This is a genomic window from [Actinomadura] parvosata subsp. kistnae, from assembly GCF_900323885.1.
In the GTDB taxonomy this organism is placed as follows: Bacteria; Actinomycetota; Actinomycetes; order Streptosporangiales; family Streptosporangiaceae; genus Nonomuraea; species Nonomuraea composti.
In genome coordinates this window covers 3,246,568-3,271,114 of sequence record NZ_OOHJ01000018.1, presented here as the reverse complement: position 1 = coordinate 3,271,114, position 24,547 = coordinate 3,246,568, and the positions used below count along the sequence as shown (strand labels likewise).

Here is a 24,547-nt window from a genome sequence, read left to right as displayed (position 1 = left end):
GCCTTCCGGCTGGGACTCACCTCGAGCCGCTTCTTGGCTCCTCCCTGGACGCTCGCCTTCCTGGCGATCGCCTTGGGGACGGTCGCCTTGGGGACGGTCGTTCTGCGGGCGCGTCTGCTCCCCGGCCGAGCCCGGCTCGGCGTTCGCCGCGCCTTCCTGCTGCGAGGGCGTGCCGCTCGGAGGCGTGGACGGGAGGGCGCCGGGAGGACGGATGCCTCGTACGTTCGTCATCGGGCGGCGAGGGCGGCCACCAGGGGTGCGTGACGGGGGCGCGGCGGGCCCGGTCTCGGGCGCCGGCTCAGCGGTCGCGGACGGCGCCTGCTCTTCTGGGGCGGTCTCCTGAGGGACGGTCTCCTGTGGGGTGGTCTTCTCTGGGACGGTACGGGGGCGCTGAGCTGCGGGTGTACGCGCCGGACGGTCGGCGGCGGGACGACGGGGGGCGGCCGTCAGCTCCTTCGGGGCTCGGCGCCGACCTCGTGGGCGGGAGGCGGAGGTACGGATGGCACCCAGGTGGCCAGCTTGTCCTTCTCGTGGAGGAGGTTACGGATGTCACCTTCCGCGTACTCGAACTCCGGGGCCCAGAAGAGCGCGTCGAAGGGGCAGACCTCGATGCAGATGCCGCAGTACATGCACAGGGCGAAGTCGATGGCGAAGCGGTCGAGGACGTTGCGCTGGCGGGCGCGGCCACCCTCGGGGGCCGGGATCGTCTCCTTGTGGGAGTCGATGTAGATGCACCAGTCGGGGCACTCCCGGGCGCAGAGCATGCAAGAGGTGCAGTTCTCCTCGACCAGGGCGATAACGCCTCTGCTCCTGGGCGGCAGATCGGGCTTGACCTCGGGATATTGCTGGGTGACTGACTTGCGCAGCATGTGGCGAAGGGTGATGGACAGCCCCTTTGCCAGTCCGACTCCCGGTATCCGCGCCATGGTTCAACATCATGACGCACTTGGCCCCGGAGGTGAATGAGCGGGCGCGTTGTCCCCAGTTTTTCCACAGCTGTCCACAGGTTGACGGGAGGTTATCCACAACCTGTGTGCATGCCCGATATGAACCACGGCATGGCGATAGTCTCTCCGCCATGCAGCACAGCCATCCCGTCCGCCCCAGTGGCCTGAGGTGGACAGCCGCCGTCGGGTGGGCCTGTCTGCCCTTGTTCACGTGCGGCCTGGCGACCCCGGTGACCATCGGGATCGCGGCGTTCTGGCTGCGCAACATCTGGCACGGTGTCGCCGCGGCGGTTTATCTGGTGGGCATCGGCTCGTTCGTCATCGTCATACTGGCGTACGACACGTATGAGGACATCCCGGCGTCTCTGTCCATGATCATAACGGTCGGGCTCTTCGTGAGCTGGTTCGGTGGGCTCGTCCATGCGGCGGTCCTCGTGCCGTTCATGGCTCGTGCCCGGCTCACCGCTCCCTCGTACCCTCAGGTCGACCTGCGGCAGCGCACCACCGCGCCCAGCCACCAGCGCCGGCCGGGCGATCCCGAGTGGGTCGGCCACTACCGGGTGCTCCAGCAGCTCGGTCGTGGCGGGCAGGGGTCGGTCTACCTCGCCATGGCGCCCAACGGGGCGCGGGTCGCGGTGAAGGTGCTGCACGATCTGGTGGACGAGGTGGCGCGGGCCAGGTTCGCGCGGGAGGTGGAGGCCGCGCGGCGGGTGGCCACGTTTTCCACAGCCCGCGTGCTCGACGTGAACATCACCGGCCGGCACGCCTACATCGTCAGCGAGTACATCGAGGGGCCGTCGCTGGAGCAGCTCGTCAAGAAGTACGGTCCACGCGACCAGGACAGCCTGACGCGGCTCGCGCTGTCCACGGCGGGGGCGCTGGCGGCCATCCACAAGGCGGGGGTCGTGCATCGCGACTTCAAGCCCAGCAACGTGCTGATCGGGCACGACGGGCCGCGAGTGATCGACTTCGGCATCGCGCGGGCGCTCGACCAGGTGACGGTGACGTCGGGGAAGATGGTGGGGACGCCGCCGTACATGTCGCCGGAGCAGCTGACGGGGGCGGCGGTGGGGCCGGCCTCCGACGTGTTCAGCTGGGCTGTGACGATCATGTTCGCGGCCACGGGGCGACCGGCGTTCGGAGAGGACACGGTACCTGCGGTGTTCCACCGGGTCCTCACCTTTCACCCCGACTTATCGCCGCTACCGCCTGGGTTACGAGGCATCGTGAAGGCCTGCCTCAACAAGAAGCCGGAGGAACGCCCCTCGGCCTCCGACGTGATGCTGGCTATCGTGCGCTGAGCCGAGCCCACAGGCCGGCTGCGCCGCCATACCGTCGTATCGCGGCGACGCGTTGGGGCCGCACCGAGTGACCGTGGCCATGTCCGGTGACGCGGTGGCCTCGCGGTGATGTGGTGACGGGATGCGGCCGTGACGCCGTCTCGCCGTGCCGTCGTATCAGGGCGACGCGTTGGGGCCGTGCTGAGGTGACCGTGACCGTGTCCGGTGACGCGGTGGCCTCGTGATGATGGGATGACGGGACGTGGCCGTTGCACGGTGGACCGTGACGTCGTGGGCCATGGGCCGTGACGCCGTGGGCCATGGGCCGTGACGCCGTGGGCCGTGGCGCTGGGCTGTCAGCCTCGTGCTGCCGGGGTGCGCATCGGTGGAATTCGCATGACGTCATGGTGGGCTGCCGGATTCGTGGCCGGTCAGGGGGTGGCTTCGTTGGCGTGTTTTGTCAGGGCGAGGTATTCCTCGCGCGACACCCTGTGGACGGCCAGGGCGAGGTTGTGGCGTTTCGCAAAACGTTCCACGTCCTGGGGAGGCCAGAGGCCGGGGATGTGGTGGAGGGCTCGGCGGCCGAAGCGGTCAAGAATGAGGAGGCCGCTCAGGTCCTCGTACCGGTAGAGGAGGAGGCTGAAGGCCTGGCCCGGGTTCTCGCCCAGGCGGAGCTTGGCCACCGTGTGGTTGCCCTGGGTGATCTGGAGCTTGGTCGCGGAGTGCAGGCTGAGGTAGGGGCCACCGTACGGGCCGACGATCGTGCCTCGTTTGACGCGCCTACGGTGGATTCTGGCTAGTGCGGGGCGGAAAAGGAGTAACGCTGGGCTGAACGCCACCACGAGCCATTTGGCTTCGAGGAGATCGACGATCACTCTGCCTATCGTGGACACGCCGCGCCAGGCGGCCCACATTCCCAAGGAGGCGAGATAGACCATCAAGGCTCCACCTGCGATTCCTAACCCTATGCCGACCGGTTTTCGCCATTTCGCCATGGAAGGGCACGGCAGGCCGCGTACGCGCCGCCAACCCGGGGCGCGGGCTGCGAGAACTGCGCGGATCTCGTTCGCGGGGTGGTTGCGGGCGTCCTCTAAGGGGATTGCGGCCTTACGAGCGAATTCTGCGAGGTCGACTGCGTGCCAGCTGCCAGGCAGGTCTACGAGGACCAGACCGTCAGGGTCCAAAGCTGCCAGGCCGTGGATGGTCGTCGGTTTTTCGCCGGAAGTCGGCTGCTGGTCGTATCGGTAGTGGTAGAGGCTGGCCGGTTTCAGGCTGGTCGAGTCGCCGGTGATTTCGTCGGTGACTGTCAGCGTTTGATCGTCGGAAGTCAGGATTGTTTGCGGGCAGCGGCTGTCTTTTGTCGCGCCGGCGCATGGTCGGAGTTGGTTCACGCGTCATACCCCCAATGGCCCCCGGGCCCCCTTGTTCCGATACGACGAATAAGGCGGGCATAAGGTTTCCGGGCTTGCTTGGACGGTTGTGGGTGTGCGATGCGGGGCCTGGTGATGATGCGTTGCCGTGATGCGTTGGGGTGATGCGGTGGAGTGATGCGTTGGCGCGGGCCGAGACGTGACGGCGGGGGCGATGAGGTGGGTCGGGATGCGGCGGTGGGGGCGATGAGGTGGGTCGGGATGCGGCGGTGGGGGCGATGAGGTGGGTCGGGATGCGGCGGTGGGGGCGATGTGATGACGCCGCCTGGGCATGGTGGCGGGCGGGCGAGGTGTTGGCGCGGGCCGAGGCGTGGCTGCGGGTTGGCACGGGCCGAAGCGTGACGACGGCGAGACGATGCATCAGCACGAGCATGGCGCGTGGATGCATCGACACGGGCATGGGGCGTGACGGTGGGGCCAATGCGATGACGCGACCGGGTATGGCGGTGAACGAGCCGTTGGCGTCGGCGCGCGCGTCGGGCACGACGCGCTGGCGCGGGCGGCGGCGGGTGAGGCGATGGGGTGGCGCGGGCCGAGGCGGGCCGGAGGAAGGCGCGCTCGTGGGAAGCGGGGCGGAGGACAGCGCGCCCGTGAGAGGCGGGCCGGAGGAAGGCGGGGCAGAGAACGGCGCGCCCGCGAGAGGGGACCGGAGGAAGGCGGGGCAGAGAACGGCGCGCCCGCGAGAGGGGACCGGAGGAAGGCGGGGCAGAGAACGGCGCGCCTGTGAGAGGCGGACCGGTAAGGGGCGGACCGGTGGGAGGCGGGCCGGTGGAGGCAGGCCGGAGGGAGGCAGGCCCGTGGGAGGGCGCGTCCACGGACGTGGTGTATGGATGGATCTTCGCATGATCCTGTTTCTGCAGGTTAAGCGGTAAGTGTCTGCGGAAGTGGGGCCGGGGTGGGTGTGTCGCCGTGGATCACCCTGATGCGGGCTTTGGCCAGGATGTCCAGGACCATGTAGCGGCGTACCGCGAAGGCGCCCGTGAAGGTCGTCGCCGTGCTCTTTCCCGGGCTGGCGGGGGTAGGGCTGGCGGGGCTGGGCGTCTCGCCGGTCGTCCTGCTCCTCGCCCAGGGGTTCATGTCGCTCGCCGCCGCGTCCGGGCCAGGGGCGTTCGTGCAGCGCACCGGCGCGGCGGTGTCCGACGGCGCCCGACGGGGCTAGGTCGACGGCGATGGGCCTGCTCAGCCTCTGCTACCTGCTCGGCGACGCGTTCGGTCCCGCCGTCGCCGCCGTACTCACCGGCTGACCCCGAGCACCCCCGAAGGGGCGCGGGCGTGCTCACCGGCTGGCCCGAGCGCCCCCTGAAGGGCGCGGGCGTGCTCACCGGCTAACCCCGAGCGCCCGCTGAAGGGCGCGGGCGTGTCAGACTCGACAACGTGCAAGAAACCGCGACGAATCGTGCCACGGATCCCGGCGGCGGCCTGACCGTCGGGGCCGCGGCGTCGCATGTGGGGGTCACCATTCGCACCCTGCACCACTGGGACGAGATCGGGCTCGTCAGCCCGTCCGGGCGTACCTCGGGCGGTTACCGGCTCTACTCGGCGGCCGATATCGCGCGCATCCATCGGGTGCTCGTCTATCGCGAGCTCGGCCTGCCCCTTGAGGACATCGGGGCGTTGCTCGACGCTTCCGCGGTGGACATGACCGTGCCGTTGCGGGAGCAGCGCGCTCAGCTTGTGGAGCGCATTTCCCGGTTGCAGGCGATGGTCGACGCCGTCGATCGCATGATCGAGGCCGCGAACGCGGGGATCCTGCTGTCGGCGGAGGAGCAGGTCGCGATCTTCGGGCAGCGCTGGGAGCCGTCGTGGGCCGCGGGGGCGCGTGAGCGCTGGGGTGACACGCCACAGTGGGTGCAGTACGCCGAGCGGGCCGCGGGCCGCACGCCCGAGGACTGGCAGCGGATCGCCGACGACATCGCCTCGCTCGAAGCCGATCTGGCGGGTGCCAAGCGGGCCGGCGTCAGGCCGGGGTCCGCCGAGGCCAACGTGCTGGCCGAACGCCACCGGGCCTCCATTGGCGTGTACTTCGACTGCACCCTGTCGATGCAGGTCTGCCTGGGCAGGAAGTACGCCGCCGACCCCGGCTTCGCGGCGTACTACGACGCGATCGAGCCGGGGCTGGCCGGTTGGCTGCGTGACGTCATCGACGCCAACGCGCGCGAGCACGGCGTCGATCCCGAGTCGGCCACCTGGGCCTGACGCGCCCCGGTCACCGGCCGTCCCGCGAGGGAGCGGCGGCGGTGGCCACGCCTCCCGCGAGGGAGCAGCGGCGGTGGCCACGCCTCCCGCGAGGTGGCGCCGAAGGCTGTGGGTCGGCCGGTGGTCGTGACGGTCTCCACCGCCCGTGGGTCCTCCCCCGTGCGGTGGTCGGCTTCTGGTCGTGGCGGCTCACACGGCCTGCGCGGTGGGCAGGATGGTGATGTCGGTGAGGTTGACGTGGCGGGGCGAGGCGGCGATGAACGCCACCGTCTCGGCCACGTCGGCGGAGCGCAGCGGGTCGATCTCGGTGAGCAGGCCCTCCATGAGCGGCTGGCGTCCGGGGGCCGGTGGCCGTGCCAGTGGGCAGGCCGGAGGCCGTGCCCGAGGCCGGGGGCAGAGGCCGTGCTGGAGCCCGGGCCGGTGGGCAGGCCAGAAGCCGGGCCGGTGGCCGTGCCGGAGCCCGGGCCGGTGGGCAGGCCAGAAGCCGGGCCGGTGGCCGTGCCGGAGCCCGGGCCGGTGGGCAGGCCAGAAGCCGGGCCGGTGGCCGTGCCGGAGCTCGGGCCGATGGCCGTGCCGGAGCTCGGGCCGATGGCCGTGCCGGAGCCCGTGCCGGTGGCCGGGGTGGAGCCCATGCCGATGGCCGGGCCAGAAGCCGGCCCGGTGGCCGTGCCGATGGCCGTGCCGGAGACCGTGCCGATGGCCGGGCCGGAAACCGGGCCGATGGCCGGGCCGGAAACCGGGCCGATGGCCGGGCCGGAGACCGTGCCGGAGACCGGGCCGGTGGTCGGGCCGGTGGTCGGGCCGGTGGTCGGGCCGGTGGTCGGGCCGGTGGGCAAGGTGGGCGTGGTGGTCGACTTTCTTCAGGCGGCGTCGTCGTGGGCGGTGGCGGCGGACTTGGTGCGCCACGGCGCCAGGTCCTCTTCGATGCGGCGCAGCTTCACCTGGAGCCGGTCGAGGGTGTCGGGGCCGAGGTAGAGGTGGCTGGGCAGGGTGTCCTGGCCGGTGACCTCGTAGATCAGGGCGGCGCCCTTGGCGGGGTCGCCGAGCTGGGTGTGGTTGGCGGTGCCGGCCCAGTCGAGGGTGACGTGCGCGGGCGTGCCGTCGTAGTCGGCGATCCGGTGCGCGGCCACGGACAGGGAGCTGACGTCCAGGAAGTCGGTACGCAGCACGCCCGGCTCCACCACCATGGACTGGATGCCGAACGGCGCCAGCTCGGCCGACAGCGCCTCGCTGATCCCGGCGATGGCGAACTTCGAGGCGCTGTACATGCTGACCCCCGGCTCGCCCTCGAACCCCGACCGCGACCCGATGTGGACGAGCTTGCCCGAGCCCTGGCGGCGCATGACGGGCAGCACGGCGCGGGTCATGTTGACGAGGCCGAAGACGTTGAGGTCGAACAGGGAGCGCGCCTCGGCGTCGGTGATCTCCTCCAGCGCGCCGAGCAGGCCGCGGCCGGCGTTGTTGACGAGCACGTCGATCCGGCCGAACCGGTCCACGGCGGCCTGGACGGCGGCGGGGATGGCCGCGGTGTCGGTGACGTCCAGGGCGACGGTCAGGACGTTCCCGGCCTTCTTCAGGTCGTCGGGAACGTTGCCGGGGTTGCGCACCGCGACGACGACGTCGTCGCCCTGCGCGAGGGCGGTGCGGGCGATCTCGGCGCCCAGCCCGCGGGAGGCGCCGGTGATGAACCAGGTTGCCATGGCGGTGGTCTTCCTTCCGCTGTCCCAGCTACCTGCGGCGGGCGGTTCCCGCCGCTGACATATTCGAGTTTGTCCAGGTCAGCGGGGTGGAAGAAGGCCGGGGACTTCCTGGGAGCGATGTACCTAGGAAACGGTCACCTGGTTCTCGGTGCGCGCGCGCAGCCGCTCGAACGCCTGCGCCGTCGGGCCGGCGGGCTCGGCCTGGTAGACGACGAGCTGCTGGTGCGGCGCGCTGTTGACGGTGAACGCCGAGAACAGGATGTGCAGGTCCCCCACGCGCGGATGGCGCAGGTGCTTGCCCTCCTGGGTCTTGGGCTTGACGTCGTGGCGTGCCCACAGCTCGGCGAACTCGGGGCTGCCCGCCGAGAGGTCGGCCACCACCTCGGCGACGCGCGGATCGCCGGGGTCGTGGCCGTAGGCGGCCCGCAGCTCCGCGGCGCAGGAGTGTGCCGCGCGCTCCCATTCCTGGTAGAACTCGCGGCCCGCCGGGTCCAGGAACACCATGCGGGCCAGGTTGTCGGCGGGGCTGAAGCCCTCGTGCAGCGCGGCCGCCATCGGGTTGCAGGCGAGGATGTCGAGCGCGGGGCCGAGCACGAACGCCGGCGCGGTCGTCCAGCCGTCCATCAGCCGCAGCAGCTGCGGGTCGACGGCGGTGGCCGCGCCGTGCCGCCATGTGCGGGCCTCCGGCGGCTGGACGAGGCGCCACAGGTGCTCGGTGGCGAAGGCGTCCAGGCGCAGTGCCCGCGCCACGGCCTCGACGACCTGCGGGGACGGGCTGGACTCGCGGCCCTGTTCGAGGCGTACGTAGTAGTCGCTGCTCATGCCGGCCAGCAGCGCGACCTCCTCGCGGCGCAGGCCCTTGACGCGGCGGCGGCCGTACTCGGGGAGCCCGACGTCCTGGGGCTTGATCGCTTCGCGGCGGGCACGCAGGAAGTCGCCCAGCGGGGTGGCGCTCATGCCGCCGCTCCTTCTCCGGGCTCGCCGCCCCCGAGAGGGGCGTCCGGGATGTGGGTTGCGATCATGTCCGTCCTTTCGCCGCCCGGCTCTTCCAGCGGTTCGTACGAGCGGGAGACCAGGCCCGCGCATGTCCTCCTTACAGCCTCACCTGTGCGGGGTGGTGGTGGCATCGGCGGGGCTCCTTATTGGGCAGCGATATACCCCGTTTTGCACATTTCCTGCCGAGGCCCAGCGGTGCGGCGGCGCTCGTCCAGCCGTTGGGCACGTGAATCCGCCCGCCGGGATGTCAGGTGAGGACCCTGACGATGCCGGTGAGGGCGAGCTGGGCGAGGGACAGGGGGACCAGGACGGCCCAGGCCAGCTTCTGGAGCTGGTCCTCGCGCAGGCGCGGGTACGTGACCCGCAGCCAGATCACCACGAAGGCCAGGAAGAAGACCTTCACCAGCGTCCACAGCCAGCCCGGCAGGAACGGCCCCTGCCAGCCGCCCAGGAACAGGACGGTGGTCAGGAACGACAGGACGACGATCCCGACGTACTCGGAGAGCATGAACAGGGCGAAGCGCATGCCGGTGTACTCGGTCATCGGGCCCATGATGATCTCCGACTCGGCGATCGGCATGTCGAACGGCGGGCGGCGCAGCTCGGCGAGGCCGGCGAGGAAGAAGACGACGGCGCCGATCGCCTGCCAGGGCAGCCACCACCACTGCCACGCTTCGACGATGCCCGGGATCGACAGGGTGCCCGCCGCCATGGCCACCGAGGAGGCGGCCAGGACCAGCGGCAGCTCGTACGACATGAGCTGGGCGGCGGAGCGCATGCCGCCGAGGACGGAGTACTTGTTGGCCGACGCCCAGCCCGCCATGATCGAGCCGAGCACGCCGATGCCCATGACGGCGAGGACGAAGAACAGGCCGAGGTCGAGGTTGACGGCGACGGCGTCGCGGTCGATGGGGATGGCGATCAGGACGACCAGGTACGGCACCAGCGCCACACCCGGGGCGATCATGAAGATGCGGCGGTCGGCCGCGGCCGGGACGACGTCCTCCTTCTGCGCGAACTTCACCCCGTCGGCGATGAGCTGCGCCCAGCCGTGGAAGCCGCCCGCGTACATGGGGCCGAGCCTCGACTGCATGTGCGCCATGACCTTGTGCTCGGTCTGGCCGATGATCAGCGGCAGGACCAGGAACACGGCGAGGATGACGACGAAGCTCAGCACCACTTCAAGCATCAGGTGGCCCCCAGTCGGCTGGAACTCCTGGCGGAAGGGTCTTGCGGCGGCTCGGCGCGCCGTGGCCCGACTCTCCCGGCTCCTTCGCGCCCGGCCACGGCTTGGCGACGCGCGCGGCCAGGATGAAGTCCTTGCGCAGCGGGTGGCCCTCGAAGCCGTCGGGGAGCAGGAGCGGGACGAGGTTGGGGTGCCCGTCGAAGATCACCCCGAACATCTCGAACGTCTCGCGTTCGTGCCAGTTCGCGCCCCGGTAGACGCCGACGGCGGTGGGGAGGCGTGGGTCGTCGCGCGGTACGTGGGTGCGCAGGAGCAGGCGGCGGCCCGCGGCCGGGTTGTAGACGTGGGCCACGACGGCGAACACGTCGGGCGGCTCGTCGACGCCGGTCAGCCAGTCGAAGAAGGCGAAGCCGAGGGAGTCGCGGACGTGGGTGAGCAGGGCGAGCCAGTCGGCGGGGGCGACGTCGATCGTGGTGTCGCCGAAGGACTCGGAGACCTGGGCGCGGTCGCCGAAGCTCTCGGCGAGGGAGGCGCGGAGGTCCGGCGCGTCACCGGGGTCGTTTGCGGTCACCGCTGCGGCTCCTCGTCCGGGCCCTCGGGGTGGTCGGCGTGGGAGCGGGACCAGACGTAGCGGTCGCTGAGCTTCTCGCCGGCGATCTTCTCCTGGAGCTTCGTGATGCCGTACAGGAGCGCTTCGGGACGGGGCGGGCAGCCGGGCACGTAGACGTCGACCGGGATGATCTGGTCGACCCCGTTGGTGACGCAGTACGAGTCCCAGTACGGGCCGCCGGAGTTGGAGCAGGCGCCGAACGAGATGACGTACTTGGGGTCGGGCATCTGCTCGTAGAGGCGCTTGACGGCCGGGGCCATCTTGTCGGTGACCGTGCCCGAGACGATCATGAGGTCGGCCTGCCTCGGGCCGTTCGCGAACGGGATCACGCCGAAGCGGATGAAGTCGTGGCGGCTCGTCGAGGCGGCGATGAACTCGATGGCGCAGCAGGCCAGCCCGAAGTTGAACACCCACAGCGAGTAGCGGCGACCCCAGTTGAGGACGAAACGCATGGGTTTGGGCGCCAACCGTGAGATCGGGCCCACGGTGGGCATCGGGAGATCCGTCGCTGCCATATGGCCATTCTTGCGCGGATCAGAGGGGAGGCAAAGGAATCACGGAGCCGGGGCGTCCCAGGGTCAGTGGTAGAGGGCCGAGCGGGCGTTCTCCTTGATCGCCTGCGCCACGTGCAGCGCGACCGCGCCGAGCTCCCGGTCGACCGCCTCGCCTGCGGCCTCGGCCGGCACCCGTCCCTCCTGGTGCGGCAGCGCGGCCACCCGCTCGATCCGCAGGTACGTGGGCGGGTGGGTGCTGTCCCAGCGGACATCCTCCGAGCGCGCGGCCTCCCGGCGGCGGTCCAGCTCGGCGGCCGGAACGGCCTCGACGGCGGCGCCGAGAGCCGTCCACAGGTTCTCGGGCTTGGCGGTGAGCGCGCTCGTCTCCAGGAAGCTGATCACGGACGGCGCCCTCGTGGTCGTGGTGTCCAGCAGCGTGATCATGGCGGACGTGCCCGCCGCCCGGACGCCCAGCTCGTCGGCGCGGTACTCGGCGCGCTGGGACGAGCGGTGCAGCGGGAGCTCCATCGCCACCATCAGGCCACGGACGGGCAGACCGACCAGGGCGAGCAGGCACTCGGCGAAGAGCCGGGCCACACCGTCGCCCTCCCGCCAGTCGAAGCGGGTCACGTCGATCAGCACGGCCAGCGAGTGGAGCGCGCTGCCCACGACGAGGCCGTGGCGGCTGTCGCCGTTCGAGGAGTGGGCCATCTCGTGGGCGAGCAGGGCGATCCGCTCCTGCGGGGTGAGGATCAGCCACATCGGGTAGCCGATCTCGATCACCGGGCGGCGGCGCCAGCCGTACGCGTGGGCGGAGGCGTTCACCTCGCCGCTGATGGCGACGATGTCGGTGCGCGGGGCGTGCACCTCGGCGCCGATGCGGTCGAGCAGGGCGAACAGGTGCGGGGCCGTCTCCCGGGTGAGGGGCCGGGTCTCCGGCGGGAACGGGGCGGGGCGGGGCGTAACAGCCAGGCCAGGTCGAGCGCCACCAGGGCCGGGAGGATGGCGAAGAGGGTGCCCCGGGTGAGGAGGTAGACGCCGAGGAGGAGGAAGGCGGGGGTGAGAAGGTGGGTCAGGAGGGCGAGGGTGTGGACGGCGACCCGGGCGAGGCCGGCGGACATCGCGAGCCCCTGCCCCGTGGAAGCGGGCGGGGCGGGCGGTAAGGGCTGTGACGGCGGGCCGGACGGGGGGTGGGAGGACATGGCACAGCAAGATAGCCGGGGCCCACGGCGTGCCGCCCGCCGAAAGCGCACCGCCCAGCAAAGCGCGCCATCCAGCAAAGCGCGCCGCCCACCAAAGCACGCCGCCCGTCGGAAGCGCGCCACCCTCCGAAAGCGCGCCACCCTCCGAAGCGCGCCACCGCCGAAAGCGCGCCACCGCCGAAAGCACGCCGCCCCCGAAAGCACGCCACCGCCGAAAGCGCGCCGCCTGCCTCACATGGCGTCTACGTCCAGGACAGGACGCGCTTGCGCCACGCGTACAGGATGCCCAGCGCGATGAAGCCCAGGAAGACGAACATCTCCACCAGCGTGGTCATCCCGTAGCCGGGCGCGTCGAAGACGGTGGCCCAGGGGAAGAGGAAGACGGCGTCCACGGCGAAGACGACGTACAGGTAGGTGAAGACGTAGTAGCGCACCTGCGACTGCGCCCAGCCCTCCCCCACGGGGTCGACCCCGCACTCGTACGTGGTGAGCTTCTCGGGGGTGGGCCGGGTGGGCCGGAGGAGGCGGTTGGCGAGCAGGGCGCCGGCCACGATGGCGACGCCGAGGGCGAGGAGCGCGGCGACGAGCACGTACGACCCGAAGTAGCCGTCCATGAAGTGATCGTAACCCGCACCCGCTCGGGTACCCACTGCGGTCAAAGTGTCCGGAGCTATCACACAAAATCGGGGTAAATCGTAAGATCGACGCCATACCCTGACATGCATGCACAAATCGCGATTCTTCTCCGGAATCGCCCTGCTGGCCCTCTCGGCCTCAGGGTGCGGTCTGGCCGCCGCCTCCCCCGAGAGGGACGTCGTGGTCCCGGCTGAGCCGACGGCCATCGACTTCGTCGACCCCGCGACCGTCATCGGCCTGTCCACCAGGACCGTGACCGAAGGCGACTCCTCGGGCAGCAGGTACGTGCACATCGACTACCCCGAGTTCGCCGGCGCGACCGCGCTCAACCGCGAGCTGCGCGCCCAGGCCGAGCGCCAGTTGCGCGACTTTCGAGCCAGGAACCGCAATGTCGAGCCCGTGAGCCCGCGCCCCGAGCTGAACGTCGACTGGCAACTCGCCGTCGCCTCCCCGGAGGCGGTCGCGGTGCGCCTGCGCACGGGCGAGTTCCAGGGCGGCAGTTGGGCGAACTCGACCCGGACGTTCTGGTTCGACCCGCGCACGGGCCGGGCGACGGGCTCGACCGGGCTCATGAACGGGCAGGCCGCGCTCGTCCGGCTCGCCGAGCTGGTCCGGGAGCAGCTCAAAGGCAGGGAGCAAGTCAAAGGCAGGGAACTGCTCAAGGGCAGGGAACCGGTCGGAAAGAAGGGGAGCCAGGCCGAGGGCGACGTGTTCGACTCGATGGCGTTCAACCATCGCGGCGACCTCGTCGTGGAGTTCGACGACTGCCAGATGGGCCCGTGCTCGCTGGGCCGGGTGGCCGTGGCGGTCCCGGCCGACCGGGTCGCGCCGCTGCTGTCGGCGCTGGGCCGGCAGGCGCAGCGCAGCGTGCGGGAGACGCGGGCGGGCAGGAGCGCGGACACCCCGCGTTTCGCCCCCACGACCAGCCCGGACGCGGTCAGCAACCGGGCGGGCAGCGTGGACTGCAGGAAGGTCAGGTGTGTGGCGCTGACGTTCGACGACGGGCCGGGGCCGTACACGGGCCGGCTGCTCGACCTGCTGAAGGAGGGGCGGGCGCGGGCCACGTTCTTCACCGTGGGCAGCAACGCCATGGCGCAGCCGGCGCTGCTGCGGCGGATGAGCGTGGAGGGCCACCTCGTCGGCAACCACACGTGGGCCCATAGGGACCTGTCGAAACAGGCCAGCGGCAGGATCACCGACACGCTGGCCAAGACGGGGGACGCGGTGTCGGCCGTCATCGGGCAGACGCCGACGCTGGTGCGGCCGCCGTACGGGGCGACGAGCCAGCGGCTGCAGAACGTCGCGCGCGAGATGGGGTTCGCCCTGGTCACGTGGGACGTGGACACGAAGGATCAGAACGGCGGCAAGGTGGAGGACATCGCGGACCGGGCCGTGCGCGGAGCGCATCCGGGTGCGATCATTCTTATGCACGACATTCATCGGGAAACCGTGGATGCGGTTCCGGACATCCTCAAAAGGCTGCGCGGGAAGGGTTACACCTTCGTGACCGTTCCAGAGTTGTACGGCTCGATGGGGATGCAGGCCGGACGCCTTTACAGGTCAGGGAACGAGCTGCCGCGCAAGCAGCCCCTGACATAGCGCACGTGTTGGGGGGACGTATAGTTGGCGCTCGTGACCCGAACCGTCCTGTTCGCCCGCCTGCATGTAGACCTCTGCAGGCTCGCGTCCGGGCTGTGTCGTCGTTCTCCCACCTCACCCTGACTGACTCCGACCGCGTTTACCCGCTTTGCGCGGCATGCAAACGCGTGACCTTCCGAGGATCTAGCATGGAAACAGAGAACGCGCCCGAAGCAACCGCGCATTGGCGCGTCGAGGAGGACTGAGCTGTGACGAAGCAGGTCCAGCAACTCGACCGCGTGATCATCAGATTCGCTGGGGACTCCGGCGACGGCATGCAGCTGACCGGTGACCGCTTCACGGCCGGCACTGCGGAGTTCGGCAACGACCTGTCGACACTCCCCAACTTCCCAGCGGAGATCCGCGCGCCCGCAGGCACCCTGCCCGGCGTGTCGAGTTTCCAGTTGCACTTCGCCGACCACGACATTCTCACGCCCGGCGACGCGCCGAACGTGCTCGTGGCCATGAATCCCGCCGCGCTCAAGGCCAACCTGGGCGACCTGCCCAGGGGCGCGGACATCATCGCCAACACCGACGAGTTCACCAAGCGCAACCTGCAGAAGGTCGGCTACGCCGCCAACCCGCTGGAGGACGACTCGCTCAGCGAGTGGCGCGTGCACGCGGTGCCGCTGACGTCGCTGACGGTCAAGGCGCTGGAGGGCTTCGACCTGTCCAAGAAGGACGCGGAGCGCTCGAAGAACATGTTCGCCCTCGGCCTGCTGTCGTGGCTCTACCACCGGCCGATCGAGAACACGATCAAGTTCCTGGAGCAGAAGTTCGCCAAGAAGCCCGAGGTGGCCAAGGCGAACATCGCGGCCTTCCAGGCGGGCTGGAACTACGGTGAGACGACCGAGTCGTTCTCGGTCTCGTACGAGGTCAAGCCCGCGCAGCTGGCTCCCGGTGTCTATCGCAACATCTCCGGCAACCAGGCGCTGGCCTACGGATTGATCGCCGCCGCCGTGCAGTCGAAGCTGCCGCTGTTCCTGGGCTCGTACCCGATCACCCCGGCCAGCGACATCCTGCACGAGCTGAGCAAGCACAAGCGGTTCGGCATTCGCACGTTCCAGGCGGAGGACGAGATCGCGGGCGTCGGCGCGGCGCTCGGGGCCGCGTTCGGCGGCGCGCTCGGCGTGACGACGACCAGCGGCCCGGGTGTGGCGCTGAAGGCGGAGACGATCGGCCTCGCGGTCACCACGGAGCTGCCGCTGATCGTGGTGGACGTGCAGCGGGCCGGGCCCAGCACGGGCATGCCGACGAAGACCGAGCAGACCGACCTGCTGATGGCGATGTTCGGGCGCAACGGCGAGTCGCCGGTGCCGATCGTGGCGCCGATGTCGCCGAGCGACTGCTTCGACGCGGCCGTCGAGGCGGCCAGGATCGCGGTCAAGTACCGCACGCCGGTCATGCTGCTGTCGGACGGCTACCTGGCCAACGGCTCCGAGCCGTGGCGCCTGCCCGAGGTCTCCGAGCTGCCGGACATCTCGCAGGAGTTCACCACCGAGCCGAACGGCGCCGACGGCGAGTTCCTGCCGTTCAAGCGCGACACCGAGACGCTGGCCCGCCCGTGGGCCATTCCCGGCACGCCGGGTCTGGAGCACCGGATCGGCGGCATCGAGAAGGCCGACGGCACGGGCAACATCTCCTACGACCCGAACAACCACGACCTGATGGTCCGCACGCGGGCCGCCAAGATCGCCGGCATCGACGTCCCCGACCTTGAGGTCGACGACCCCGACGGCGACGCGAAGGTGCTGGTGCTCGGCTGGGGCTCGACGTACGGGCCGATCGCCGCCGCCGCGCGGCGCATCAGGCGCTCGGGCGGCAAGGTCGCCCAGGCCCACCTGCGTCACCTCAACCCGCTGCCCGCCAACACCGGCGAGGTGCTCAAGCGCTACGACAAGGTGCTGCTGCCCGAGATCAACCTCGGCCAGCTCGCCCTGCTGCTGCGGGCCAGGTACCTCGTGGACATCATCAGCTACAACCGTGTGCGCGGGCTCCCGTTCAAGGCCGAGGAGCTGGCCGGAGTCATCCAGGACGTGATCGACAGTGACTGAGCTGGTCAACGGGAAGGGCCTGTCGCTCGTTCCCAAGACGGACGTCAAGCAGACCCTGAAGGACTTCAAGTCCGACCAGGAGGTGCGCTGGTGCCCCGGCTGCGGTGACTACGCGATCCTGGCCGCGGTGCAGAGCTTCCTGCCCGAGCTGGGGCTCAAGCGCGAGAACATCGTGTTCGTCTCCGGCATCGGCTGCTCGTCCCGGTTCCCGTACTACCTCAACACCTACGGCTTCCACTCCATCCACGGCCGGGCGCCGGCGATCGCCACCGGCCTGGCGGCCAGCCGGCCCGACCTGAGCGTGTGGGTGATCACGGGTGACGGTGACGCGCTGTCGATCGGCGGCAACCACCTGATCCACGCGCTGCGCCGCAACGTCAACCTGAACATCCTGCTGTTCAACAACAGGATCTACGGTCTGACGAAGGGCCAGTACTCGCCCACCTCCGAGGTCGGCAAGATCACCAAGTCGACGCCGATGGGCTCGCTGGACAAGCCGTTCAACCCGATCTCGCTGGCCATCGGCGCCGAGGCGTCGTTCGTGGCCCGCACCATCGACTCCGACCGCAAGCACCTGCAGTCGGTGCTGCGCGAGGCCACCGCCCACCGCGGCACGTCGCTGGTCGAGATCTACCAGAACTGCAACATCTTCAACGACAACGCCTTCGAACAGCTCAAGGACCCCGAGGTACGCGACGACATCACGCTGCGGCTGGAGCACGGCCAGCCGATCGTGAGCGCGTCCAAGGCGGTCGTGCGCGGCGCGAACGGCGGCGTCGAGGTCGTGGCCCGCGACAGCGTGAGCGAGGAGCAGATCCTCGTGCACGACGCGCACAACCCCGACCCGTCGGTGGCGTTCGCGCTCAGCAGGCTCGACGAGCCGGCGTTCGAGCACGTGCCGATCGGCATCTTCCGCAGCGTCGACCGGCCGTCGTACGAGACGCTGATGGCCGAGCAGCTCGACGAGGCCGTGGCGCAGAAGGGGCCGGGCGACCTGAGCGAGCTGCTGATGGGCGGCGACACCTGGCGCATCGGCTGATTTCGCAAACAAAGGGATGGCGATGACCTCTGGTCGTCGCCATCCCTTTTTGGTGGAGCGAATCGGTGGAGCGAAACGTCCGGTACGACCCGGACGATCCCCTACCGGCAGCCCATCGACACGACTGAGGCGGGGGCGTATGTGGCAGGGGACGCGGGCCCTGGTGACGGGCGCGACCGGGTTCATCGGGGCGCGGCTGGCCCGGCGCCTGACCGAGCTGGGCGCGCAGGTGCACGCCGTCAGCCGCAGGAGCCCGGCGGGCGAGGGCTGGCACCAGGCCGATCTGAGCGACGCCGCCGCCACGGCCGCGCTGGTCGAGCGGGTCCGGCCCGAGGTGGTCTTTCACCTGGCCAGCGAGGTCACCGGGGTCCGCGAGCCGGAGACGGTGGCGCCGACGCTGGCCGCCAACCTGGGTGCCGCGGTGAACCTCATGACGGCCGTGACCGGCACCGGCGTGCGCAGCGTGGTGCTGGCGGGCTCGGTGGAGGAGCCGCGTGACGGCCAGGCGCCCGGCTCGCCGTACGCGGCGGCCAAGGCGGCGGCGACCGGGTACGCCCGCATGTTCCACGCCCTGTGGCAGGTCCCGGTGTCGGTGCTGCGGGTGGCCATGGTGTACGGCCCCGGCGAGCCGAACCCGCGCCGGCTGGTCCCGTACGTGACGGCGTCGTTGCTGCGCGGCGAGTCGCCCGAGCTGACCTCCGGCACCCGGCTGGTCACCTGGGTCTACGTCGAGGACGTCGTGGACGCGTTCGTCCGGGCGGGGGCGAGCGGCGAGGCGGCCGGGCACGTGCTCGACATCGGCACCCCCGAGCCCGTCTCCATCCGGCACACCGCGGACCTGATCGCCGACATCGTCGGCGGGCCCGCCCGCCCGGTCTACGGGGCGGTGGCGGCACGGCCGCTGGATCGCACGCAGCGCTCGGACATCGAGCCGGCCGCGCGGGTGCTCGGCTGGCGGCCGGTCACCTCGCTCGCGACCGGCCTCACAAAAACTGTCGAATGGCATTCAAAGCGCGTGTAACGGTCCATCCCGGGCCGCGATAACACTCCTGGCGGCACTCTGATCAGGGGGCGGGATGCGTGCGGTGACGAATCTGACCGTGCACGGCATCGGCGGCACGACCCGGGAGCTGGATCGGGGCGAGGACGCGACGTGGGTGTCGGTCGAGCAGTTCGAGCAGGTGGTGGACGCCGTGGCCGGCCGGCCCGACGTCCGCATCACCTTCGACGACGGCAACGCCTCCGACGTGGAGATCGCACTCCCCCGGCTGCTGGAGCGCGGGCTGAAGGCGGAGTTCTTCGTGCTGGCCGGGCTGCTCGGCGAGCCCGGCAGGCTGGACGCCGACGGCGTGCGCGAGCTGGTCGGCAAGGGCATGCGGGTGGGCTCGCACGGCTGGGCGCACCGCGACTGGCGCACGATCACCGAGCGGCAGGCGGCCGAGGAGCTGGAGCGGGCGCACGAGGTGCTCGGCGAGCTGACCGGCGCGCCGGTGTCGCGGGTGGCGATCCCGTTCGGCTCGTACGACCGGCGGGTGCTGCGCCGCTTACGCCGGGCCGGCGTGACCAGGGCCTACACCAGCGACGGCGGCCGGGCCAGACCCGGCTCCTGGCTGCAGGCCCGCAACAGCCTCAGGCACGACCTCGACACCTCCTGGATCGGCCGGGTGATGAGCGGCCCCTCGCTCGGCCGGCGGGCCGGCAAGCTGGGCATGCGGCTGTACAAGCGGGTGCGCTGATGCGCAGGGCCGCGGTCGTCATCGTCACCTACAACAGCGCGGGCGTGCTCCAGGGCTGCCTCGACTCGCTGCCGCCGGGCGCGAAGGGCGTGGAGCTGGCCGAGGTCGTGGTGGCCGACAACGCCTCCAAGGACGACTCCGTCGCCATCGCCGAGAAGGCCGGGGCGACCGTGGTGCGGGTGGGCAGGAACGCCGGGTACGCGGCGGCGATCAACGCCGGCATCGCCCGGCTCGACCTCGACCGGCTCGACGGCGTCTACGTGCTCAACCCCGACTGCCGGCTGCGCCCCGGCGCCATCGCGCCGCTGCTGGACTCGCTGCGCGAGCCGGGGCGGGGCATCGCGGTGCCCTACATGGTCAACCCCGACGGCACGCTGCAGCCGTCGCTGCGGCGGATGCCGACCGTGGGCCGGGCGCTGGTCGAGGCGGTGGTCGGCGGCGGGCTGGCCGGGCGCATCGGCACGCTGGGCGAGCTGGTGACCGACCCGCGCGACTACGCCGAGCCGGGCGCGTTCGCCTGGGCGACCGGCGCGGCCATGCTGCTGTCGCCGCAGGTCATCCGGGACGTGGGGCCGTGGGACGAGTCGTTCCTGCTCTACAGCGAGGAGACCGACTACTGCCTGCGGGCCGCCGACCTGGGCTACGCCACCTGGTACGAGCCCGCCTCGGTGATCGAGCACATCGGCGGCGACTCGGGGGTGAACCCGATGCTGGCCTCCATGCTCGTCGTCAACAAGGTGCGCCTGTACCGGCGGCGGCACGGGCCGGTGTCGGGGACGGCGTACTACCTGACCGTGCTCGCGGGCGAGGCGGTGCGGGCGCTGGCGGGCCGGCGCACGTCGAGGGCCAGCGTGGCGGCGCTGCTGCGGCCCTCCCGGCGGCTCACGGCGCTGCCGCAATGAGCGCGATGGAGGTCAAGGGGTTCGACGCGCTGACGAGGGCGGAGCTGGACGCGTGGGAGGAGGTCCGGGCCGGCAATCCGGCGCTGGACAGCCCGTACTTCCATCCCGGCTTCTCGGCGGCGGTGCACGCCAGCGGCCGGGCCGTGCACGTGGCGGTGGGCGGCGGCGTGTTCGTGCCGCACCACAGGGACGGGCGGCTGCTGCGCCCCGTCGGCTGGCCCGGCGCCGACTTCCAGGGGCCGATCCTGGCCGCGGGCACCCCGTTCCGGCCGCTGGACCTGCTGGGCGGGGGTGCGGGCGGGTACGCGTTCGACCACCTGGTGGAGGGGGCGCCCGGGTTCGAGCGGTACGTGGTGACGCGCCGGCCGTCGCCGTACCTGGACGTCACCGGCGGCCTGGAAGGGTACCTGGGGCGCGCCTCGAAGAGCGGCAAGGACAACATGGGGCAGGCCAGGCGGCGGGCCGCCAAGGCGGGGCGGGAGCTCGGCGCGGTGCGCTTCGAGGCCGACTCGGCCGACGCCGACGCGCTGGCGCGGGTGATCGAGCTGAAGCGCGCCCAGTACGCCGCGACCGGCGCCAGGGACTACTTCGCCGAGCCCGACCGGATCCGGCTGCTGGAGAGCCTGCTGAAGACGCGCGACCCGGCCTTCGGCGGCGTGCTGTCCACGGTGCACGCCGGGCCGCGGCTCCTGGCGGCGCACTTCGGCATCAGGTCGGGCGGGGTGCTGCACTGGTGGTTCCCGGTCTACGACCCGGAGCTGGCGCGGCTGTCGCCGGGCTGGATCCTGCTGCGGGAGCTGGTGAGCGCCGCGCCCGCGCTCGGGGTCACGCGGATCGATCTGGGCCGAGGCGAGGACGAGTACAAGCGGCGGGCCAAGACCGGCGAGAGCGTGGTGTGCCAGGGCATCGTGACCCGCAACCCGGTGCGCCGGGCGGCGGTGACGGCGCTGGCCAGGGCCAGGGAGATGGCCAGGAACGGACGTTTCCGAAGAAGTCGGTAACGTTCCAATCGGCCTGCCCGACATATCCCTTGGAGGCGGGGGAAATCGCGCGCTGCCCTCCAAAAGACGGTCCACGGTAGACGGTCCAACACGGAGGGCGGCTATGCGGATCAGTGTCTTCGGGCTCGGTTACGTGGGGTGCGTCTCGGCCGCCTGCCTGGCCTCCCTGGGCCATCAGGTGACCGGGGTGGACGTGAACCCGGACAAGGTCGATCTGATCAACCAGGGGCAGGCCACGATCGTCGAGGAGCGCATCGGCGAGCTGATCGCCAAGACGGTCGCCGACGGCCGGTTGCGCGCCACCACCGACGCCGCCGCGGCGGTCGCGGGCAGCGAGGTGTCGCTGGTCTGCGTGGGCACCCCGTCGGCGCAGAACGGCAGCCTGTCCACGGCGTATCTGGAGCGGGTGGCCGAGCAGATCGGCCGGGCGCTGCGGCCCGGTCACGTGGTGGTCTTCCGCAGCACGATGTTGCCCGGCACCTGCGCCGAGCTGCTCGTGCCGATCCTGGAGCTGTCGTCGGGCCTGCGGGCGGGGGTGGACTTCGGGGTGGCGGTCAACCCCGAGTTCCTGCGCGAGGGCACCAGCGTGCGCGACTTCTTCGCGCCGCCCAAGACGGTGATCGGCGAGTCGGACCCGGGCTCCGGGGACAAGGTGGCCGCCCTGTACGAGGGCCTGCCCGGCGAGGTCTTCCGGGTGCCGATCCCCGTCGCCGAGATGACGAAATATGCGGACAACGCCTTCCATGCGCTCAAGATCGGCTTCGCCAACGAGATCGGCGCCATCTGCCAGGCCATGGGGCTCGACTCCCACCGCGTCATGGACGTCTTCCTCGCCGACCGCAAGCTCAACGTCAGCCCCGCCTACCTGCGCCCCGGCTTCGCCTTCGGCGGCTCCTGCCTGCCCAAGGACCTGCGCGGCCTCGTCTACGCCGCCAGGAAGGCCGACGTGAGCATCCCGCTGCTGTCGCACGTGTTGCCGGCCAACGAGGCCCACCTGCAGCGCGCCTTCGAGCTCGTCACCGCACCCGGCCGGCGCCGCATCGGCATCTTCGGCCTGTCGTTCAAGCCCGGCACCGACGACCTGCGCGAGAGCCCTCTCGTCGAGCTGGCCGAACGCCTGCTCGGCAAGGGCTACGACCTGCGCATCTACGACGCCAACGTGTCCCTGTCACGCCTGGTCGGCGCCAACAGGGCCTACATCGCCGACCGCCTGCCGCACCTCGGCGACCTGCTCGGCGACTCGGCGGACGACGTGCTCGACCACGCCGAGGTGTGCGTCGTCGGCTGCAAGGACGCGCCGGTGCTGGAGGCGCTGGCCCGCGCGGGCGACCGCGTGATCGTCGACCTCGTACGCCTTCCTGACGCGGAAACCCATCGGGGCAGAAGGGACTACACAGGCATTGGGTGGTAGAGCGCTCGTCCTCGTCGAGAACCTCTCCGTACCGCTCGACCGGCGCGTCTGGCAGGAGAGCACCGCCCTGCGCCAGGCCGGCTGGGAGGTGCACGTCATCTGCCCCAAGGGCGCCAAGCAGGACACGGAGGCGGAGGTCGTCATCGACGGCATCCACATCCACCGCTACCCGCTGCGCGCCGCCACCGGCGGCCCCGTCGGGTTCGTCCGGGAGTACGGCTCCGCCCTGTGGCACACGCTCAGGATCGCCCGCCGGCTCGGCCGGTTCGACGTCGTGCACGGCTGCAACCCGCCCGACCTGTTCTTCCTGGTCGCGCTGGCCATGCGATGGCGGGGCACGCGCTTCGTCTTCGACCAGCACGACCTGGTGCCCGAGCTGTACCTGTCGCGGTTCGGGCGGGGCAAGGACCTGCTGTACCGGGCGGTGCTGCTGGCGGAGCGGCTGACGTACCGGGCGGCGCACGTGGTGATCGCCACCAACGAGAGCTACCGGACGATCGCGCTGACCAGGGGCGGCAAGCGGCCTGACGACGTGTTCGTGGTGCGCAGCGCGCCCGTCGTCGAGCGTTTCCACCAGGTGCCGGCCGACGCGTCGGTGCGGCGCGGCAAGCCGTACCTGCTGTGCTATCTCGGCGTGATGGGCCCGCAGGACGGCGTGGACTACGCGCTGCGCAGCCTGGCCAGGCTGCGCGGCGAGCACGGCAGGACGGACTGGCACGCGGTCTTCGTCGGCGGCGGCGACACCTTCGACGCGATGGTGGCGCTGGCCGGCGAGCTGGGCCTGGACGACTGCGTCGAGTTCACCGGCCGCATCCCCGACGAGGACCTGATGCGTTACCTCTCGACGGCCGACGTGTGCCTGTCGCCCGACCCGCTCAACCCGCTCAACGACGTCTCGACCATGAACAAGGTCATGGAGTACATGGCCATGTCCCGACCCATCGTCTCCTTCGAGTTACGCGAGGCCCGCGTGTCGGCGGGCGAGGCGGCGCTCTACGCGCCCGCCAACGACGAGTCGGAGTTCGCCAAGCTCATCGCGCGGCTCCTGGACGATCCGGACGAGCGGCGGCGCATGGGCGAGATCGGGCGCGAGCGCGTGGCGGGCCCGCTGTCGTGGGAGCACTCGAAGACGGCACTGCTGGCGGCCTACGAAGCCGCCGTACGGCCGCGATGACGGCGGCAAGGGCCAGGCGCGAGGCCGCCCTACCGGCGGCACGGCGCACGGGTCACGAGCCCGCCGCGGGGTCGCGATGACGGCTGCCCGCGTCGGTGCCCCAGCCGGCCGAGCCGCGGCGGAGCCTGGTCAGCAGCCGGTCCAGCACGAGCACGGCCAGGTAGCAGGCGGCGTCGAGCGGGCCGACCGTCCGGGAGGCCAGCAGCCGGCCGAGCGCGCCGAGCCGCAGCGGGCGTCCAGGACGGCCGAGCGCGGCCAGCTCGCGGTTGCCCTGCCGGACCCGGACCCGCCGGCGCAGGTGCGCACGGACCGTGCGCGGGGCCGCACCACCGACCGGGCCGCGGTCACGACCACCCGCTCGGAGCCGGTGAAGCAGCCGTCCACCCAGCCGTCGTCGGAGATCACGTCGGGCAGCGGGAAGGCCCGCTCGTGCCCCTTCTCCGCGAGCACGTACACGCCCACCCCGGCCAGCGCCCGCGTGGGCGCGATGAGCCGGTCGTGCACCCGGTGCACCCGGCGGACCACCGGCCCGGTGCCGTCCAGGTCCCACTCGGGCACGGGCGCGCAGGCCAGCACGCCGGGCCGGCTCGCCGTCTCGGCCAGGGCCCGCAGCGAGGCCGCGTCGAGGCGCACGTCGGCGTCCACGTAGGCGCGCGGGAAGGTGCGGCAGGCGGCGTCGCCCAGGCGCAGCGCGCCGGCCTTGCCCGCGACCGGCGTCTCCAGCACGCGCACGCCCGGCCGCGCCGCGGCCGCCGCCGTGCCGTCGGAGCAGCCGTTGGCCACCACCACGACGTCGAACTCGCCGGGCCCGGCCCCCGCGAGCAGCAGGTCCAGCCCGGCCGCGACGACCGCTTCCTCGTTGTGCGCCGGGATCACGACACTGATCACAGGCTTCATCGGACGACGCCTTCCGGG

General features: G+C 71.3%; 25 protein-coding genes. 14 read left to right on the top strand and 11 right to left on the bottom strand.

Annotated elements, in window-relative coordinates; translation table 11 throughout:
• Positions 1 to 446: 446 nt before the first annotated feature.
• Entirely contained in the window at positions 447 to 869 is a 423-nt protein-coding gene (locus KIS93_RS65930) for a 4Fe-4S binding protein (RefSeq protein WP_246005397.1), read from the bottom strand.
• Positions 870 to 1,177: 308 nt separating this feature from the next.
• On the opposite strand from KIS93_RS65930, the gene KIS93_RS35390 reads away from it, so the two are divergent.
• Positions 1,178 to 2,248 carry a serine/threonine-protein kinase gene (locus tag KIS93_RS35390; protein ID WP_186404588.1) on the top strand — a complete coding sequence of 357 codons (1,071 nt, stop codon included), beginning with the start codon at positions 1,178 to 1,180 and terminating at the stop codon, positions 2,246 to 2,248.
• A gap of 410 nt (positions 2,249 to 2,658) precedes the next feature.
• Here KIS93_RS35390 and KIS93_RS35385 read toward each other — a convergent pair whose 3' ends face one another.
• On the bottom strand, positions 2,659 to 3,618 hold the full coding sequence (locus tag KIS93_RS35385; protein ID WP_155128692.1) for a hypothetical protein: 960 nt from the start codon (positions 3,616 to 3,618) through the stop codon (positions 2,659 to 2,661).
• Positions 3,619 to 4,636: 1,018 nt separating this feature from the next.
• Between KIS93_RS35385 and KIS93_RS35380 the strand changes: the two genes are divergently transcribed.
• Together KIS93_RS35380 and KIS93_RS35375 are read left to right on the top strand one after the other, a co-directional pair.
• On the top strand, positions 4,637 to 4,816 hold the full coding sequence (locus KIS93_RS35380) for a hypothetical protein (RefSeq protein ID WP_080043574.1): 180 nt from the start codon (positions 4,637 to 4,639) through the stop codon (positions 4,814 to 4,816).
• A 215-nt stretch (positions 4,817 to 5,031) separates the two neighbouring features.
• Positions 5,032 to 5,853, top strand: a complete 822-nt coding sequence (locus KIS93_RS35375; protein WP_080043575.1) for a MerR family transcriptional regulator — start codon at positions 5,032 to 5,034, stop codon at positions 5,851 to 5,853.
• A gap of 189 nt (positions 5,854 to 6,042) precedes the next feature.
• Here KIS93_RS35375 and KIS93_RS67695 read toward each other — a convergent pair whose 3' ends face one another.
• Positions 6,043 to 6,177, bottom strand: coding sequence for a hypothetical protein (locus KIS93_RS67695; RefSeq protein WP_268966905.1), 135 nt, complete (start codon positions 6,175 to 6,177; stop codon positions 6,043 to 6,045).
• Positions 6,178 to 6,255: 78 nt separating this feature from the next.
• On the opposite strand from KIS93_RS67695, the gene KIS93_RS35365 reads away from it, so the two are divergent.
• Positions 6,256 to 6,828, top strand: coding sequence for a hypothetical protein (locus KIS93_RS35365; protein WP_186404722.1), 573 nt, complete (start codon positions 6,256 to 6,258; stop codon positions 6,826 to 6,828).
• Here the strand turns inward: KIS93_RS35365 and KIS93_RS35360 are convergent.
• The 7 genes from KIS93_RS35360 to KIS93_RS35330 form a co-directional block, all read right to left on the bottom strand.
• Positions 6,714 to 7,553, bottom strand: a complete 840-nt coding sequence (locus KIS93_RS35360) for an SDR family NAD(P)-dependent oxidoreductase (protein WP_080043576.1) — start codon at positions 7,551 to 7,553, stop codon at positions 6,714 to 6,716. The genes KIS93_RS35365 and KIS93_RS35360 overlap by 115 nt on opposite strands.
• A gap of 123 nt (positions 7,554 to 7,676) precedes the next feature.
• Complete coding sequence (locus KIS93_RS35355) at positions 7,677 to 8,510, bottom strand: helix-turn-helix transcriptional regulator (protein ID WP_080043577.1); 834 nt, start codon at positions 8,508 to 8,510, stop codon at positions 7,677 to 7,679.
• A gap of 286 nt (positions 8,511 to 8,796) precedes the next feature.
• On the bottom strand, positions 8,797 to 9,738 hold the full coding sequence (gene nuoH / locus KIS93_RS35350; RefSeq protein WP_080043578.1) for an NADH-quinone oxidoreductase subunit NuoH: 942 nt from the start codon (positions 9,736 to 9,738) through the stop codon (positions 8,797 to 8,799).
• Positions 9,731 to 10,306, bottom strand: a complete 576-nt coding sequence (locus KIS93_RS35345; protein ID WP_080043579.1) for an NADH-quinone oxidoreductase subunit C — start codon at positions 10,304 to 10,306, stop codon at positions 9,731 to 9,733. Before KIS93_RS35345 ends, nuoH begins: the two co-directional genes overlap by 8 nt.
• Positions 10,303 to 10,797 (bottom strand): NADH-quinone oxidoreductase subunit B, encoded by a 495-nt coding sequence (locus KIS93_RS35340; protein ID WP_230465645.1) that lies wholly within the window; start codon positions 10,795 to 10,797, stop codon positions 10,303 to 10,305. The genes KIS93_RS35345 and KIS93_RS35340 overlap by 4 nt, the downstream gene beginning before the upstream one ends.
• Before the next feature lie 126 nt (positions 10,798 to 10,923).
• On the bottom strand, positions 10,924 to 12,141 hold the full coding sequence (locus KIS93_RS67690) for a M48 family metallopeptidase (protein WP_281261983.1): 1,218 nt from the start codon (positions 12,139 to 12,141) through the stop codon (positions 10,924 to 10,926).
• Positions 12,142 to 12,283: 142 nt separating this feature from the next.
• A complete protein-coding gene (locus KIS93_RS35330) occupies positions 12,284 to 12,655 on the bottom strand; it encodes an NADH-quinone oxidoreductase subunit A (protein ID WP_155128696.1) in 372 nt (123 codons plus the stop codon).
• 109 nt (positions 12,656 to 12,764) lie between these two features.
• Between KIS93_RS35330 and KIS93_RS35325 the strand changes: the two genes are divergently transcribed.
• The 10 genes from KIS93_RS35325 (at position 12,765) to KIS93_RS35285 (ending at position 23,632) form a co-directional block, all read left to right on the top strand.
• Positions 12,765 to 14,276 carry a polysaccharide deacetylase family protein gene (locus tag KIS93_RS35325; protein ID WP_080043583.1) on the top strand — a complete coding sequence of 504 codons (1,512 nt, stop codon included), beginning with the start codon at positions 12,765 to 12,767 and terminating at the stop codon, positions 14,274 to 14,276.
• A gap of 33 nt (positions 14,277 to 14,309) precedes the next feature.
• Positions 14,310 to 14,399, top strand: coding sequence for a putative leader peptide (locus tag KIS93_RS69185; protein WP_311132193.1), 90 nt, complete (start codon positions 14,310 to 14,312; stop codon positions 14,397 to 14,399).
• Positions 14,400 to 14,524: 125 nt separating this feature from the next.
• Entirely contained in the window at positions 14,525 to 16,369 is a 1,845-nt protein-coding gene (locus KIS93_RS35320; protein WP_080043584.1) for a 2-oxoacid:acceptor oxidoreductase subunit alpha, read from the top strand.
• Positions 16,362 to 17,408 (top strand): 2-oxoacid:ferredoxin oxidoreductase subunit beta, encoded by a 1,047-nt coding sequence (locus KIS93_RS35315; RefSeq protein WP_080043585.1) that lies wholly within the window; start codon positions 16,362 to 16,364, stop codon positions 17,406 to 17,408. The genes KIS93_RS35320 and KIS93_RS35315 overlap by 8 nt, the downstream gene beginning before the upstream one ends.
• A gap of 139 nt (positions 17,409 to 17,547) precedes the next feature.
• Complete coding sequence (locus KIS93_RS35310; protein WP_186404586.1) at positions 17,548 to 18,429, top strand: NAD-dependent epimerase/dehydratase family protein; 882 nt, start codon at positions 17,548 to 17,550, stop codon at positions 18,427 to 18,429.
• A 55-nt stretch (positions 18,430 to 18,484) separates the two neighbouring features.
• Positions 18,485 to 19,144, top strand: coding sequence for a polysaccharide deacetylase family protein (locus KIS93_RS35305; protein WP_080043587.1), 660 nt, complete (start codon positions 18,485 to 18,487; stop codon positions 19,142 to 19,144).
• Positions 19,144 to 20,046 (top strand): glycosyltransferase family 2 protein, encoded by a 903-nt coding sequence (locus KIS93_RS35300; RefSeq protein WP_080043588.1) that lies wholly within the window; start codon positions 19,144 to 19,146, stop codon positions 20,044 to 20,046. The genes KIS93_RS35305 and KIS93_RS35300 overlap by 1 nt, the downstream gene beginning before the upstream one ends.
• A complete protein-coding gene (locus KIS93_RS35295; protein WP_230465646.1) occupies positions 20,043 to 21,047 on the top strand; it encodes a GNAT family N-acetyltransferase in 1,005 nt (334 codons plus the stop codon). Before KIS93_RS35300 ends, KIS93_RS35295 begins: the two co-directional genes overlap by 4 nt.
• A 103-nt stretch (positions 21,048 to 21,150) precedes the next feature.
• The gene (locus tag KIS93_RS35290; protein ID WP_080043590.1) at positions 21,151 to 22,458 is read left to right on the top strand and encodes a nucleotide sugar dehydrogenase; all 1,308 of its coding nucleotides are present in this window, start codon (positions 21,151 to 21,153) and stop codon (positions 22,456 to 22,458) included.
• Positions 22,448 to 23,632, top strand: coding sequence for a glycosyltransferase family 4 protein (locus KIS93_RS35285; protein ID WP_080043591.1), 1,185 nt, complete (start codon positions 22,448 to 22,450; stop codon positions 23,630 to 23,632). The genes KIS93_RS35290 and KIS93_RS35285 overlap by 11 nt, the downstream gene beginning before the upstream one ends.
• 129 nt (positions 23,633 to 23,761) lie before the next feature.
• On the opposite strand, the gene KIS93_RS35280 is transcribed toward KIS93_RS35285, so the two are convergent.
• Positions 23,762 to 24,529 (bottom strand): glycosyltransferase family 2 protein, encoded by a 768-nt coding sequence (locus KIS93_RS35280; protein ID WP_186404585.1) that lies wholly within the window; start codon positions 24,527 to 24,529, stop codon positions 23,762 to 23,764.
• Positions 24,530 to 24,547 lie beyond the last annotated feature (18 nt).